The organism is Lachnoanaerobaculum sanguinis (assembly GCF_033242365.1).
Classification (GTDB): Bacteria; Bacillota; Clostridia; order Lachnospirales; family Lachnospiraceae; genus Lachnoanaerobaculum; species Lachnoanaerobaculum sanguinis.
In genome coordinates, this window is the sequence record NZ_BTHK01000006.1 from 48,172 (window position 1) to 63,306 (window position 15,135).

At 38.4% G+C, this 15,135-nt stretch carries 17 protein-coding genes and 1 tRNA gene; 1 reads left to right on the top strand and 17 read right to left on the bottom strand.

Annotation, left to right across the window (positions count from 1 at the left end; translation table 11 throughout):
• Positions 1-52 precede the first annotated feature (52 nt).
• From SBH76_RS05270 to trkA, 12 genes are all read right to left on the bottom strand, one after another.
• Positions 53-571 carry an NUDIX hydrolase gene (locus tag SBH76_RS05270; RefSeq protein WP_317977057.1) on the bottom strand — a complete coding sequence of 173 codons (519 nt, stop codon included), beginning with the start codon at positions 569-571 and terminating at the stop codon, positions 53-55.
• Positions 572-611: 40 nt separating this feature from the next.
• Positions 612-1,055 (bottom strand): MarR family winged helix-turn-helix transcriptional regulator, encoded by a 444-nt coding sequence (locus SBH76_RS05275; protein ID WP_007595340.1) that lies wholly within the window; start codon positions 1,053-1,055, stop codon positions 612-614.
• A gap of 75 nt (positions 1,056-1,130) precedes the next feature.
• Positions 1,131-1,676: a glutathione peroxidase gene (locus SBH76_RS05280; protein ID WP_317977058.1), complete on the bottom strand. Its 546-nt coding sequence runs from the start codon at positions 1,674-1,676 to the stop codon at positions 1,131-1,133.
• Positions 1,677-1,690: 14 nt separating this feature from the next.
• Positions 1,691-2,608 carry a thioredoxin-disulfide reductase gene (trxB, locus tag SBH76_RS05285; RefSeq protein WP_317977059.1) on the bottom strand — a complete coding sequence of 306 codons (918 nt, stop codon included), beginning with the start codon at positions 2,606-2,608 and terminating at the stop codon, positions 1,691-1,693.
• Positions 2,609-2,673: 65 nt separating this feature from the next.
• The gene (gene trxA / locus SBH76_RS05290; protein WP_034211430.1) at positions 2,674-2,982 is read right to left on the bottom strand and encodes a thioredoxin; all 309 of its coding nucleotides are present in this window, start codon (positions 2,980-2,982) and stop codon (positions 2,674-2,676) included.
• A 79-nt stretch (positions 2,983-3,061) separates the two neighbouring features.
• Positions 3,062-4,459 carry an alanine/glycine:cation symporter family protein gene (locus tag SBH76_RS05295; protein ID WP_317977060.1) on the bottom strand — a complete coding sequence of 466 codons (1,398 nt, stop codon included), beginning with the start codon at positions 4,457-4,459 and terminating at the stop codon, positions 3,062-3,064.
• Positions 4,460-4,494: 35 nt separating this feature from the next.
• Positions 4,495-5,256 (bottom strand): tRNA threonylcarbamoyladenosine dehydratase, encoded by a 762-nt coding sequence (locus tag SBH76_RS05300; protein WP_315086718.1) that lies wholly within the window; start codon positions 5,254-5,256, stop codon positions 4,495-4,497.
• 376 nt (positions 5,257-5,632) lie between these two features.
• The gene (locus SBH76_RS05305) at positions 5,633-6,532 is read right to left on the bottom strand and encodes a MetQ/NlpA family ABC transporter substrate-binding protein (protein WP_034211438.1); all 900 of its coding nucleotides are present in this window, start codon (positions 6,530-6,532) and stop codon (positions 5,633-5,635) included.
• A gap of 72 nt (positions 6,533-6,604) precedes the next feature.
• Complete coding sequence (locus tag SBH76_RS05310) at positions 6,605-7,285, bottom strand: methionine ABC transporter permease (RefSeq protein ID WP_007595319.1); 681 nt, start codon at positions 7,283-7,285, stop codon at positions 6,605-6,607.
• Positions 7,242-8,312, bottom strand: a complete 1,071-nt coding sequence (locus tag SBH76_RS05315; protein ID WP_007595317.1) for a methionine ABC transporter ATP-binding protein — start codon at positions 8,310-8,312, stop codon at positions 7,242-7,244. The genes SBH76_RS05310 and SBH76_RS05315 overlap by 44 nt, the downstream gene beginning before the upstream one ends.
• Before the next feature lie 84 nt (positions 8,313-8,396).
• A complete protein-coding gene (locus tag SBH76_RS05320) occupies positions 8,397-9,845 on the bottom strand; it encodes a TrkH family potassium uptake protein (protein ID WP_035620132.1) in 1,449 nt (482 codons plus the stop codon).
• On the bottom strand, positions 9,845-11,203 hold the full coding sequence (gene trkA / locus SBH76_RS05325; protein ID WP_317977123.1) for a Trk system potassium transporter TrkA: 1,359 nt from the start codon (positions 11,201-11,203) through the stop codon (positions 9,845-9,847). The genes SBH76_RS05320 and trkA overlap by 1 nt, the downstream gene beginning before the upstream one ends.
• Before the next feature lie 160 nt (positions 11,204-11,363).
• Here trkA and SBH76_RS05330 point away from each other — a divergent pair, with 160 nt between their 5' ends.
• A complete protein-coding gene (locus SBH76_RS05330) occupies positions 11,364-11,600 on the top strand; it encodes a hypothetical protein (RefSeq protein WP_007595311.1) in 237 nt (78 codons plus the stop codon).
• 48 nt (positions 11,601-11,648) lie between these two features.
• Here SBH76_RS05330 and SBH76_RS05335 read toward each other — a convergent pair whose 3' ends face one another.
• The 5 genes from SBH76_RS05335 to SBH76_RS05355 form a co-directional block, all read right to left on the bottom strand.
• On the bottom strand, positions 11,649-12,662 hold the full coding sequence (locus tag SBH76_RS05335; protein ID WP_317977061.1) for an SH3 domain-containing protein: 1,014 nt from the start codon (positions 12,660-12,662) through the stop codon (positions 11,649-11,651).
• Positions 12,653-13,474 carry a CvfB family protein gene (locus tag SBH76_RS05340; RefSeq protein WP_317977062.1) on the bottom strand — a complete coding sequence of 274 codons (822 nt, stop codon included), beginning with the start codon at positions 13,472-13,474 and terminating at the stop codon, positions 12,653-12,655. Before SBH76_RS05340 ends, SBH76_RS05335 begins: the two co-directional genes overlap by 10 nt.
• A gap of 9 nt (positions 13,475-13,483) precedes the next feature.
• Positions 13,484-14,194, bottom strand: a complete 711-nt coding sequence (locus SBH76_RS05345) for an acyl-[acyl-carrier-protein] thioesterase (RefSeq protein WP_317977063.1) — start codon at positions 14,192-14,194, stop codon at positions 13,484-13,486.
• Positions 14,195-14,218: 24 nt separating this feature from the next.
• Entirely contained in the window at positions 14,219-14,866 is a 648-nt protein-coding gene (locus tag SBH76_RS05350; protein WP_317977064.1) for a gamma-glutamyl-gamma-aminobutyrate hydrolase family protein, read from the bottom strand.
• A 69-nt stretch (positions 14,867-14,935) separates the two neighbouring features.
• Positions 14,936-15,007 (bottom strand) — tRNA-Gln (locus tag SBH76_RS05355).
• Positions 15,008-15,135 lie beyond the last annotated feature (128 nt).

A 15,135-nucleotide genomic window follows, 5' to 3' on the forward strand; every position in this document is an offset into this window, starting at 1 on the left:
ACAAATTCCATACAAAAAAGCCGCGATTTTCTCGCAGCTTCCAAAAAAAATCTTATAAATTATATAAAACTTCCTTTACATTATCAAAATGTAGGAATTCACCTCTTTTTGCTATCTCTTTTATCTTTGGAACACTTAATATCTTAAAATCCGATACTTCCTCTACCTGCATTTTTATATTTCGCACATCATCTTCCGATATAATATAAGAATACATATCCACAAAATAACTGTTGCTTTCAGTATTTATCCTCTTATAGGTATACAGCTTTTCATAGTCTCTGTCATAAAGATTTATACCTGTTTCTTCCAAAATTTCTCTACGTACGGCATCCTGTGAATTCTCTCCGGCTCTTACTCCACCTCCCGGTATCTCCCAGAGTCCTCCGGCATATCTCTTATTTGGTGAGCGTTTTGTAATCAATACTTTTTTATCCTCTGTAAAGAGTATTCCTATTACAACCAAATGAAACTGTTTAGGGTTTAGAGAAAGATTATATCTGTCTACAGTCTCTCCTGTAGGCATCTTGTTTTCATCATATATGTCCCAAAGTTCTTTTTCTGCACTCATTCTTACTACCGTTGCTGCAAATTGTCAGCTCTTTCAAGGTCTATGCAACATCTCCCATTTCACTTAAAATTTTATTCAGCATGGTACGAAGCTGTGCCATCTCTTCATCATTTATATTCAAACAGCCTCTCATACCTACCGGTATGTCAAGCGCACTTTCTCTAAGCTCTTCTCCGCTTTTTGTCAATGTAACTATAAGTGTTCTCTCATCTATCTTTGAACGTTCTCTTGTAACATAACCCTTTGATTCAAGCTTCTTTAATACAGGTGTAAGTGTACCTGAGTCAAGGAAGAGTTTATCTCCCAACTCTTTTACATTCAATTCCTTATCTTCCCACATTACCATCATTACAATATACTGTGTATATGTAAGATCAAGCTTATCAAGATATACTTTATATCTTCTTACTATTTCCTTTGAGCAGGCATACAGTGGAAAGCAAAGTTGATTTTCCAGTTTAAGTGAGTCGTACTTATCCGCCATTTTAATATTCCCTCTTTCTTTTAAAAGACTTCAAGGAGCCTTTATTTTCATAAACGCTCCCCTGTCTTTTCTATATTAGATTAATTTTTTTACAGCCTCTTCTACTACTTCAACACCTTCTGTAGGCTCAAATCTTCTTACAACGTTTCCGTTCTTGTCAATAAGGAATTTTGTAAAGTTCCACTTTATATCAGGCTTGCTTGCATAGTCAGGATCGGCCTCACCAAGCATCTTTGTAAGAAGCTTTGACATATCATTGTCTGCGCCCCAGCCTGCAAAACCTTTCTCGCTCTTAAGATACTTAAATACCTCACAAGCTCCGTCACCGTTTACTTCTATTTTTGAGAACAATGGGAAAGTTACACCGAATCTTGAGCTGCAGAACTTAGCAATCTCCTCATCACTTCCCGGTGCCTGATGTCCGAACTGATCACATGGGAAATCAAGTACCACGAAATCCTTATCCTGATAGTCTGCATAGAGCTTTTGTAACTGCTCATACTGTGGTGTAAATCCACACTCTGTTGCAGAGTTTATTATAAGTACTACTTTATTCTTATAATCACTAAGGCTAACTTCCTCACCCTTGTTGTTCTTTACTTTAAAATCATATATATTCATATCTTTTCTCCTAATTATATATTCAGTGTTTCCACATATTTTGCCGCTGCAATTCCTGCTACCGCACCGTCTCCCGCTGCAGTTACAAGCTGGCGTACTTCCTTTGTTCTGCCGTCTCCTGCTGCAAATACACCTTCCGTCTTTGTCTTACAGTCTTCACCCGATACGATATAACCTGCCTTATCAAGCTCTACCACATCGGCAAAAGCCGCATTATCAGGTACCTGACCTATTGCTACAAAGAGTCCGTCCACTGCAATCTCTCTTTTTTCACCGGTATTTTTATCTTCTACAACTACTCCTGTAACTGCAAAGGACTCTTCCTTTATCTCCACAATATTTGAGTTTAAAACAAACTCTACATTGTCTTTCTTCTTTAAAGCCGCAACTACGGCTTCCTCTGCTCTGAACTCGTCTCTACGATGTATCACATATACTTTCTTTGCAACATTGGCCAAGAATGTAGCATCCTCTATGGCTGTATTACCGCCACCGTTCACAGCAACAACTCTGTCTCTGTAAAACATTCCGTCACAGGTTGCACAGTATGATATGCCTGAACCAACCAATTTTTTCTCATTAGGAAGTCCGAGAGGTCTGTTCTTTGCGCCGGTAGCAAGTATTACCGACTTTGCATCATAGTTTTCCTTTTCAGTCTTTACTTTCTTTATATTACCTTCAAGGCTGATGCCAACCACCTTTTCATATTTTACTTCAGCACCCAGATCTTTTGCCTGATTAAATAAATCTGTGGCAAATTCAAATCCTGAAGTTTTCTTGATAGCAGGATAATTTTCTATCTCAGGAGTATTTATTATCTGTCCTCCATAGGATGCGCCCTCAAGTACAAGTACCGATTTTCCCGCTCTTACTCCGTATATTGCAGCTGACAATCCGGCTGTTCCGGCGCCCACTACTACTATATCGTACATATAATCACTTCTTTCTTTAATGTAAATGTATCTGAATATGCGATACCGCTCTTAATCAGCTACTATTATGCCAATAAAGCCTTTACTTCATCCTTTGTTATAAGACCTACCGACTTGTTTACAACTTCACCGTTTTTGAATACCAAAAGTGTAGGTATTGACATAACATGGAACTTGTTTACCAAATCAGGATTCTCATCCGCATTGATCTTAGCTACCGAGAAACCGTCCGCCTCCTCAGCCACTTCATCAACTATAGGTGAAAGCATCTTACATGGACCGCACCATGGTGCCCAGATATCTACCAATACAGGTTCTTTTGCATTTAAAACTTCCGCTTCAAAATTTTCACTTGTAATTGTCTTTACTGCCATAACTTTTTCTCCTCCAAATCTTTTCTTAAATAGCTTATGATTATATTTTACACAATCTTATTTTATTGTCAAGTGTTTTTTATTTTTCTTTTCCTTCCGTCTCAAAATATTCCTTTGTCAGCTTAACAACCACGTTTGAAAGGAGGAACAGTGCTATAAGGTTAGGTATTGCCATAAGTCCGTTAAAAGTCTCCGATATATCCCATAAAAGCCCGAGGTCCATCGTAGCACCTACTATTGCAGTCAAAGAATATACCACCATAAAAGGCTTTATAACCTTTTCACTTAATAAGAACTCTATGCATCTTGCGCCGTAAAGTCCCCATCCTATAATTGTTGAGAAAGCAAATGAGCACATAGCTATTGCTGTAAATATTGATACCCCGTTACCGTATGTCTTTATAAATCCGCCTATTGTAAGTTCGGCACCTGAAGGTGAACCGAAAGGAATACTTACTCCCGAGCAAAGTATTACCAAAGCTGTAAGTGTACATATAACTATGGTATCGGCAAACACTTCAAATATTCCGAAAAATCCCTGTTTTACCGGCTTTCCTGTATCTGCCGATGCATGTGCAATAGGGCCTGTTCCAAGTCCCGCCTCATTTGAGAATATACCTCTGGACACTCCCTTTTTCATACTTAAAAAGAAGCTTCCTATAATACCTCCGGTGACCGCTCTCGGATTGAACGCTCCGTATATAATACTTCCAAAGACCTCAGGTACTCTGTTTATGTTTAGAAAAACAACTCCAAGTGCCAATATTACATATATAAGCGCCATGAAAGGTACAAGCTTTTCAGTCACCGATCCTATTCTTTTGATACCGCCGAGTAAAACCAGTCCCACAAGTAGGGTTACAATGATTCCTATGACCAAGTTTATCATCTCATGTCCACCCGGTTTCACTATTCCATATCCTTCAAGTGCTACATTTATAGCTGCCGTAATCGTATTTACCTGAGTGGCATTTCCTGTTCCGAATACTGTAAGAGTGCCGAATGTTGCAAATAAGTAAGCCAAAAACAGCCATCTTTTTGAAAGACCGTTTTGAATATAATACATCGGTCCTCCTACAAGATCTCCATGCTTATTTGTTTTTCTGAAATATACGGCAAGAGTAACCTCCGCGAATTTTGTACACATTCCAAGTATTGCGGATATCCACATCCAGAATACACTTCCCGGGCCGCCTATTGATATGGCACCTGCAACACCTGCGATATTTCCTGTTCCCACTGTGGCCGCAAGTGCCGTAGTAGCAGCTTGGAAAGGTGAAAGTGCACCGTCTGCTACATCTCTTTTCTTAAAAATTCTACCGACAGTGGTCTTCATTATATATCTGAATTTTCTTATCTGTAAAAATCCTGTCCTGATACTTAAGAATATGCCTACACCCATAAGAGCTATCATTGCCGGCACACCCCATATGAACCCGCTTAGAGCCGCGTTCAGCTTCGTAATAGTTTCAATCATATTTCCCTCTCAAAATATTATTTAATTGATGATACTTATTCCGTAACATCCTTTATCAAATCCTTTATTACTTCTCCGGCTATTATAAGTCCCACAACAGAAGGAACAAAAGCAACGGAACCCGGAATCGATCTTCTGTCCGTACATTTTCTCTCAGTTCCCGGAGGACATACACAGTGAGAACTGCAACTTATACTTTCATCCTCAAAAGGTACTATAGGCGCTTCTTTTGAATATACCACCTTAAGCTTTTTTATATTTCTTTTCTTAAGCTCACGCCTCATAACCTTTGCAAGCGGGCAAACACTTGTCTTATATATATCGCTCACAATAAAGCCTGTAGGGTCGAGCTTATTTCCCGCACCCATACTGCTTATTATCTTTACATTACTTTCATTTGCCTGCATTACAAGGTTTATTTTTGCAGTCACGGTATCCACAGCATCTATTACATAGTCATACTGTGCAAAGTCAAAGTCCCCGGCATTCTCAGGCAGGTAAAAACACTGATGTGTAGTTACTTTGCATTTAGGATTTATACTCAGTATCCTCTCTTTTGCAACATCAACTTTGTATTTTCCAATACTCTTTACATCCGCAATTATCTGTCTGTTTATATTTGTCAGGCATACCTTGTCGTCATCTATCAAATCAATAGCTCCTACGCCCGACCTGGCAAGTGCCTCGACACTGTATCCGCCTACACCGCCTACTCCAAATATCGCCACTCTTGAATTTTTTAATTTTTCCATAGCTTTTTTACCAAGTAAAAGCTGAGTTCTTGCAAACTGATCCATATATTATTAGATAAATCTATCCTCTCGTTATTTTTTTACTATCAAGCAAGTTTATATTTTAAAGTAATAAATGTCAATAAATATAATAAAAAAGCCGACATCTCTGTCGGCCTGTATTTTTTGGGAGGAGAGCCGAATGTATCGGCTCGAGTATTATGAAAAAAATCTTTTATTTTTATAGACTCGCTATCTCTCGTCTATGTTTTGTATTATAGAAAACAAAAGTGGCTAAAGTTTGTTTTTTATGTAAAAGGTTTTTGAATTAGATATGAACAATATATGAACGCTGTCCGGAGCCGGTATTCTTATAAAAAAAGCCGCCGTATATTCCGACTTTTGAAATATACGACAGCTCTTTTTTATTTTTTAGAGAAAATTATTTCCATGCAGGTAAATAAGCACCCTTATATACGTCTTCAATGACTTTCTTCACATCATCACTCTGATATGCCTTTACAATCTTTTTGTAATTCTCATTGTCCTTGTCCTCAGTTCTTGCAACAATAACATTTACATACGGATTGTCTGTTCCCTCCTGTACCTTCTCAAGGAAGATAGAATCGTTCTCAGGATTTAAACCGTTGTCTACAGCATGTCCGCCGTTGATTACTGCTGCAGCCACATCAGGTAAAAGACTTGGTGTATTTGCAGCCTCTACTTCTGTAAACTTGATATTCTTTGGATTCTCTGTAATATCGCTGAGTGTAGGTGTATATCCCGCGTCAGGATTTACTTTGATAACTCCTGCGCTCTCAAGTACCTTTAAAGCTCTACCGCCGTTTGTAGCATCACTTGGGATTGCAATTGTGTCGCCGTCCTTTAACTCTGAAAGGTCGGTAATCTTCTTTGAATATACTCCAAGAGGTGCAACGATTGTATCACCGATTGCCTCAATCTTATATCCGTTATCCTTTATATCATTTGCAAGATATGCCTTGTGCTGGAAAGCGTTTAAATCGATCTCTCCGTCATTTAAAGCTCTGTTAGGCAATGAATAGTCTGCAAACTTTACAAGCTCTACAGTGATGCCTTCTTTTGCCATAGCATCTATTACAGGAGTCCACTGCTCGTTGTTCTCACCTACAACACCGATTTTGATTGTTGTATCGCCTTCTGTCTTAGCGCTCTCTCCCGCTTTAGTGCTTTCTTCCGCCTTCTGACTTGCATCCGCCTTTGTACTCTCTGCACTTGTATCCGCCTTCTGACTTGAACCGCATGCAGTAAGTCCCAAAGTTAAAATAGCGCCTACTGCCAATAATTTACTTAATTTTCTCATAATTAACCTCCTTATGATTATATATATTTTATCAGTGCTCCGAATATAGTCAAATCACTGCATAAAATCCTGTTAATGTGTGTTTTTCTTTATTGCTCTGTTTCCAATGCCCTGTATCAAGCTTACCATTACAAGTATAATGATTACCGTTACATAGGTTACATCAGTCTGATTTCTTTGATGTCCGTATCTTATGGCAAAGTCTCCAAGACCTCCACCGCCTATAGCTCCGGCCATCGCTGTAAGTCCCAAAAGTGATATAAATGTAATCTGTACACCTCTGATAATTCCCGTCATACTTTCTCTTAAATATACTCTGAAAATAATCTCTATAGGTGATGAACCCATACTCTGTGCTGCTTCTATCAGACCGTTGTCCACTTCATGCAATGCACTTTCAATCTGTCTTGTAAAGAAAGGTACCGTGCCGAATACCAAAGGAAGTATCGCACCCTTTGTTCCTATTGCAGTTCCTACCACCATTCTTGTAAAAGGTATAAGAGCCGCAAGAAGTATTACAAAAGGTATTGATCTGAATACATTGATAAGCTTATCTAATATATTATAAATAAATGCATTCTTAAGTATACCCTTCGGTGCGGTTACAACTATCATAACTCCGAATATAAGACCGAATAAAAGTGAAATTGCACCTGATAATACCATCATATTCAAAGTTTGTAAAGTAGCTTCGATAAGTTCATTCGGTTTAGCCGATATGTTTGGTAAGAGAATGTGTAAAAATTCTTTCATCCTTTATCACCTCCACTCCTACTTCCTTATCATGCAAATGCTTGATAGCGGCATCTATATCGGCCTTTTCTCCGCTGACTATCGCCACGGTTCCGCCTATAGGTGCTCCTTTTACTATTTCCACATCCGCATATATTATATTAAGATTTATATTAAACTTTCTGGAAACTTCCGAAATCAGAGCCTCCGAAGTATTGGCTTTCTTATAACTGAGTCTAAGTATAACTTCTCCCGGACTCAACTTAACCACATCAGAGCCTGATGCTATAAGCCCCTCTATCTTTTGAAGATTTGAGGTGGTCTTTATAAAGTCCTTGGTAATCTGATGTTTAGGGTTTGCAAATATTGAGAATACATCTCCTTCTTCCACTACATTACCGTTTTCCATTACCGCCACTCTGTCACAGATTTGCTTTACAACAGCCATCTCATGTGTAATGACCACTATTGTGATTCCGAGCTTTTTATTAAGACTTTGTAAAAGTTCCAAAATGGAAGCCGTGGTCTGAGGATCGAGTGCCGATGTCGCCTCATCACATAAAAGAACCTTAGGATCGTTTGCAAGAGCTCTGGCTATCGCCACTCTTTGCTTTTGACCTCCCGAGAGCTGACTCGGATATGAATTCTCTTTATCCGCTATATCTACAAGTGCCAAGAGTTCTCTGACCTTGGCCTTTTTTTGAGCCTTTGTAAGTCCGCTTCCAAAAAGTGAATATTCTACATTATCGGCTACCGTTCTTGACGGCATCAAATTAAAGTGCTGGAAAATCATTCCGATTTTTTTTCTTGCTTTTCTTAAATCTCTAGCTGAAAGGGCTGTCAGATCCTTGTCGTCTACAAATACTTTTCCCGAGTTCGGTCTTTCCAAAAGATTTATACATCTTACAAGTGTGGATTTTCCCGCGCCGGAAAATCCTATAATTCCGAATATCTCTCCCTTTTCTATCACTAAAGATACATCTTTCACCGCATGAACCGTATTACTTCCTGCACTGAAAGTCTTTGTAACATTTTTCAGTTCAATCATTGTATCTTTATTTCCTCTTTCCTATCATATTAGTAGGAATTATAAAGCACCTGCAAAGATTTTGCAAGTGCTTTAAAAATAAATTTATTTATCTTTTCCTATTCTCCATACTCCCGGGCTGAATAAAAGAAGCATCGGATATAACTCAAGTCTTCCCGCCAACATATCAAATGTTAGCACCAGCTTTGAAAAATATGAATATATATTGAAATTTGCCATAGGTCCCACCTTTGCAAGTCCCGGACCTATATTGTTGAATGTAGCCGCCACGGCTGTAAAATTGGTTTCAAAGTCAAAATTATTGAGTGAGAGTAAAAACATTGATATTACATATATCATGATGTATGTGAGCATAAATACTCTTATACTGGTAAGTACCGGCTTTTCAAGTACCTTACCGTCCATTTTTATAGTTTTTACACCTCTTGGGTGAATATAGTAACCTATCTCCTGGAATACCGATTTTAACATAACTATAATTCTTGAAACCTTAATTCCACCACCTGTACTTCCTGCACAGGCACCGCACATCATAAGGAAAATTATTACATTTCTTGAAAGTTGCGGCCACAAATCAAAATCTGTGGTTGAATATCCTGTGGTGGTAATAATCGATCCTACCTGGAATGCCGCATGGTTTAGTGCTGTCAAAATATTTTCAAAATAGCCTCTGATATTTATTGTAATAATAATAATTGCAGCAAAGATTATTCCGAAATACCATCTGACCTCCTCTATCTTGAAGGCATCTTTTTTATGCTTTCCAAGCAGCAAGAAGTAAGCATTAAAGTTAACACCGAAAAGTATCATAAAGACGGTCACCACCACCTGTATCGCATAGGAATAACTTCCAAGGCTGTCCGCCTTTATACCGAAACCTCCGGTACCTGCCGTACCGAAAGTAATACAGAGGGCATCAAATACCGGCATCTTTACAAACAGTAAAATAACAAACTCTATAACCGTCATTGCCAGATATATAAGATAAAGAATCTTTGCGGTATCTCTAAGTCTCGGAACAAGTTTTCCGACTACAGGTCCCGGGCTTTCCGCCTTCATAAGATGCATATTGTAGCCGCCTGCCATAGGAAGTATGGCAAGAAGAAGTACAATAACTCCCATACCGCCTACCCAGTGTGTAAAGCTTCTCCAGATAAGTGATGTATGACTGAGGCTCTCCACATCTTCAAGTATACTTGCTCCTGTTGTGGTAAATCCTGATACCGTTTCAAATAAAGCATCTACCATATTCGGAATCTCACCGGTAAGTACAAATGGAATTGCTCCCACCACACTGAGTACTATCCATGATAGGGCAACCATTACAAAACCTTCTCTTGCAAAAAAAACATTTTCAAATTTTTTCTTACTGGAAATAAGGTATCCTATAATTGCAGACACAGCACCCACAATCAAGTACGCCATGCCCTCGTGTTCACCGTATATAAGTGATGTTACCGCCGGTATCAAAAAGCAGGCAGACTCCAGCATCATCACCTTTCCCACTATATATAATATAATTGAATAGTTCATTACTTTAATATATCCTCTAAATTTTGCATACCTGTAATTCTTGTTATTATAATAACAGAATCATTTCTTTGTAATGTTGACTTACCGTTAGGTATCATCACTTTTCCGTCTCTGATAATACCGGCAACAAGTACACCTTCTCTTATCGGTAATGCCTCCAAGGTGGCACCTGTCATACCCGAATCTTCCTTTATATAAAACTCCAAAGCTTCTACCTTGCCATGTATAATCCTATAAAGTGCCTCGACATTATTGCTTCCTACACTGTTTTGTAATCCTCTTACGTATCTTACAATATATTCCGCCGTGATATGCTTAGGATAGATCATACTTCCAAGATCGAACTTCTCTATAATATCATCAAATGCAATACGATTTATCTTTGTAACTATTTTGGCATTTGAAACACTCTTTGCATAAAGTGAAAGGAATGCATTCTCCTCATCAATTCCGGTAAGCGAAACAAAGGATGAACATTTCTCTATTCCCTCCTCCAATAATACATCTTTGTCGGCCGCATCGCCGTGGATAATGACCGCATTCGGAAGCATTGCGGAAAGTTCCTCACATCTTTCATAGGATTTTTCTATTATCTTTACTTTTATTCCAAGAGGTAAGAGCTGCTTTGCCAGGTAGTAGGCGATTGTTCCTCCACCGACTATCATGGTATCTCTTACACCGCTACTGTTGCATCCGACTTTCTTAAAGAAGTCCTTTGCATTTTCTGTGGAGGCCACAATACTTACAATATCACCGCTTTGTAATACAAAGCTTCCGTTAGGTATAATTACCTCATCTTCTCTTTCCACTGCACATATAAGTACATCCGACTTTATATTTCTTCCGACATCTATAAGGCTCTTTCCGACAAGTATATTGCCCTCGGAAATCTTATATTCCAAAAGCTCTACTCTTCCTCTTCCGAAAGTATCTATTTCTATAGCTGAAGGGAATCTTAAAAGTCTTGCCATTTCTGTAGAAGCCGCATACTCCGGATTGATGGTCATAGCAAGTCCAAGTTCTTTTTTCATAAAACCTATATCCTGACTGTACTCCGGATTTCTTACTCTGGCTATGGTATGCTCCGCTCCGGCCTTTTTTCCTACCATGCAGCATAGAAGGTTTAACTCATCCGATTCGGTAACTGCAATCAAAAGATCGGAATCTTCTATTCCGGCTTCCTCCAACACGCTATGTGTCGCTCCGTTTCCTGTAACACCCATTATATCGAGTCTGGCCGCCAAAGCCTTTACAACCGCTTCATCTGTATCAACTATTGTTATATCATGTCCTTCTGCACTAAGTTGCTCCGCAATAGTCGAACCAACCTTGCCACAGCCTACAATTATTATCTGCATTTCCATCTCCATTATTGAAATACTCATATTATGTCACCCCGTGACATCTGCCTATTGTAGCACAATAAACTTATATTTGCCATATCTAAGAAATTCACTTCTTTACTCTGCATGTCTATTTTGCTATACTGTAGAAAAATATATTTGTATGGAGGTTTATGTGAAAGTACAAAATATCAAAGACGTTGATGCTTTTTTCAAAGTAATCGATGAATGCAAAGGAACAGTTGAGCTTGTTTCCCCTGAAGGTGACAGAATCAACCTTAAGAGTAAGCTTACACAGTATCTTTCAATGGCAAACATCTTTTCAAACGGCTATATCAAGGAACTTGATCTTGTAGCACATGATAAAGAAGACGTTGAAAGAATAATAAAATTCATGTATCAGGGTGAATAAAATATATTTACCTAAAAAAGATCCGGCATTAAACTGCCGGACCTTTTTTTATACCTTATAAGCATTTTCATTCTTATAATTTTCCACTATTCTGTATTTTCGGCTTGGGCTTTCGGTATCATATCGCTTTTGATAAACACCGTCATCATCCACCCAATAATAAGTACCGTTTATAGCCGACTTGATATAGCATTTTACAAACAGATAGGAGTCCTTACCGAAGCAGTAATCCTTTCCTTCAATAGTTTTCCACTCCGCTTTGGCATACTTGTAGTCCTTATCCACATACCACCATCTGTTATTGTCATTGTAATCCTTTATCCAGCCCCTTACAAAGTTTCCGCTTATATAGCCTTCGGATATATGAAACCATGGATTATATCTGCTTGCAATTCTGCCTACAGCCTTTAGCTTTTCCCCTTCACTTAAGTTTTTTACTATGGAAGATGAGGTATTCGGTGCGGTTCTGACTCTTACACCGCTGCCTGTAACTGTAAGTCTTGCGCTTACGGGAATTTCATTAACTCCTGTATCGGTAGAGCTTTGTTTAACTGCCTTTTTTTCATAGCCGGGCCTTGCAAACCCCACTATTGTATAGCCTTTCCCTTCAAAGCTTCTCTGTCTTGTCATTACCATACCGCCGTTTGCGATATTTCCGCTGCCGGTATTGCCCTCTATTGTTTCATATGTACCGTCTCTGTTTGCCGAAACTACAATTCCCGCATGATTTACTCTTCTTGATTTTGATGCCTCTGCAGTCAGAATAAGAATGATATCTCCTCTTTGTCCCTTATCAAAAAGCATATTTTTATTTTTGTAATAACTGTATACGCTTTCCGTGGAGGCTGTCTTCATTCCGTCACAAAAAACATGTTCCGCTCCGGCCATCCTGAAAATATCCCAAAGAAAAGTCACACACCATGGATATGTTGCCACACTGCCGTCATATACTTCCTGCCCGTAATAATCTGTGTTAAATACCACATTATTGCTTTCCGGCGGATCTTCAGTAACACCGACATATTCTTTTGCTTTGTTTATTACATCATCAATTAAAGACATTTGATGTCTCCGTCCGCTATTTCTATCTTGCCTTCTTTTAAAAGATGTCCTACCGCTCTTTTGAAAGCATTCTTACTAAGCTTAAGCTCCGCCTTTATTCTATCGGGAGAAACGCTCTCATCAAAACCTAAGCTTCCGCCTCTACTCTCAATTATATTGTAAAGAATATCCGCATCGGTAAGCAGCTGTCTGTAAGCCTTTTTTCTCGGACTCAAGTCAAGCTTTCCGTCTTCTCTTACTCTTATAACTCTCATATCAAGTCTGTCACCGATTTTGATGTCCTCAAAACTCTCATTTGGCGGTATCATGCCGTTGTACTTGTCGTCTACCGCTACAAATATACCCATCTTTTTGATTTCAAATACCGTTCCGACAACTTCGTCATCCTTTTTATACGGACTGTTCGGTGAAAGATGTGAATAGACCTTTGCACTGGCCGCAAGTCTGTTACTCTTATCCACATAAAGATATACAAGTATCTCATCACCCTCTTTTACCTTATTCACCGTCTCCTTAAAAGGCAAAAGCACATCTCTTTCAAGTCCTATATCAAGAAACGCTCCTATTCCTGTTGTAGATTTTACCAAGAGTCTTCCGACTTCTCCAACTAAAATTTTAGGTCTTCTTGTAGTCGCAATAAGTCTGTCTTTACTGTCACGATATACAAATACTTCTATCTCACTTCCTACTTCACAACCTTCCGGCACTTCCTTCATAGGCAGAAGTACGTCTTCACCGTTCCCGTCTGTAAGATATACACCGAAATCTTTTTTTCTGTCAACTTTCAGGCTCTGTATTTTTCCTAATTCCATAAATCCCCCTTAATATTCAAATCTGACGATAGCATATGTATCTCCTTTTTGATCTGCCAGATTTACAATATATGAATTTTCATTCTTTGTAATTCTAGGTAAAATCACATCATTCAATACGGCTGCCTTCTTGTATTGTACACTTATTTTTTTTACTTTGAAATCTTCTTCAATAATATTTTTTGCTTTACTTACATATACCGCATTATTCATATGATGATTTGTATCCAAATCATTCTTGCTTACCACAATTTCCTTGCCGAGTTCGTACTCTGTCGGTATATCAAATTTTCTGACAATCTCAGTCATATCGAGGCGTTTCTCATTTCCTGCCAAATACTTTTTTAAAGCTTCATCTGTGGGTTTGGTAGGTCTTTTATTGTCCAAATCATAATGAAACCATATGGAATCCGCTTTTACCAAAAACTCACCGTTTTCATCTTTTAAAAAGAAATTTCTATAGCCGTAAAAGCTTTTAAAGTTGTAGGCAAATGTGCCTACTTCCACTTTCTGTGCAAGTCCCGGCAATCTGCTTATATCTATCTGCCAGGAATTCACCCACCAGGCTTCCTTTTTCCCTTGTAAATATTTTATTCCAAGTCCCAGGTCCTCAGATTGAAATGTTGAACAGTCCTGAAATAAATTCAAAAGTCCTACCAAAGACAGCTCTCCACTCTCCCCCAACTCACTGTATCTGATTCTTTCATTAAATGAATACATTTGACTACCTTACCTCACTGTCTCTTATTTTAAAAGAGATTTGAAATACTCAAAAATTTCCTCACCTACTACCGCATCATCTCTTCTTTGTTTATAAGACATTCTCTCAGGATGAAACTGTGTAGCTATAATCGGTAATTCTTCATGTATAACGGCTTCACACACTCCGTCCTCGGAGCGTAAAACCTCCTTCAGTCCTTTCCCGAGTTTTTTTGCGCCTTGGTGATGTGCGGAGTTTATATTGAAAGTTTTACCGTAAAATTTTTCAAATAAATTTCCTTCTTCTACGCTTTTTACACTGTGTATGCTGTCATTATCATTTTTTCTTGTATGAATATCTCTTGTTGCAAGATCCTGATGTAAACTTCCGCCAAAGTATATATTTATAAGCTGCATACCTCTGCAAATGCCTAAGATGGGCTTTTTTGCCTTTACAAATGCATCTAAAATATCTCTTTGTGCTTTATCAAGCTCTCTGTCAGGCTCATCCGAACCGTTCATTTCTTCACCATAGTAAACAGGATCTATATCTCCGCCACCGGGAAGAAGCAGACCGTCACATTTTATGGCTTCATCCACATCAAGAGTTGCGATAACTTCTATATCATTTTCTTTTAATGCATCGATATAATTTGTCAAGTTTTCAGTCCCTGCAAGTGCTACCTTCTTCATAAAAAATCCTCGTCTATATATACTAAAAAACTCCCACAAACATCATTGTTTGAATGGGAGTTGTAAAAGCTGGGCTACTAGGATTCGAACCTAGAAATGCTGGAGTCAGAGTCCAGTGCCTTACCATTTGGCGATAACCCAAAACTGACTTTAATAGGATACTGCACTTATATACATTTGTCAATAGAAAAATAAACTTTTTATTTAAAATAGAAAAATAAACTTTTTATTTAAAATTTTCAAATAAATAGAGCCTATTAAACAGGCCC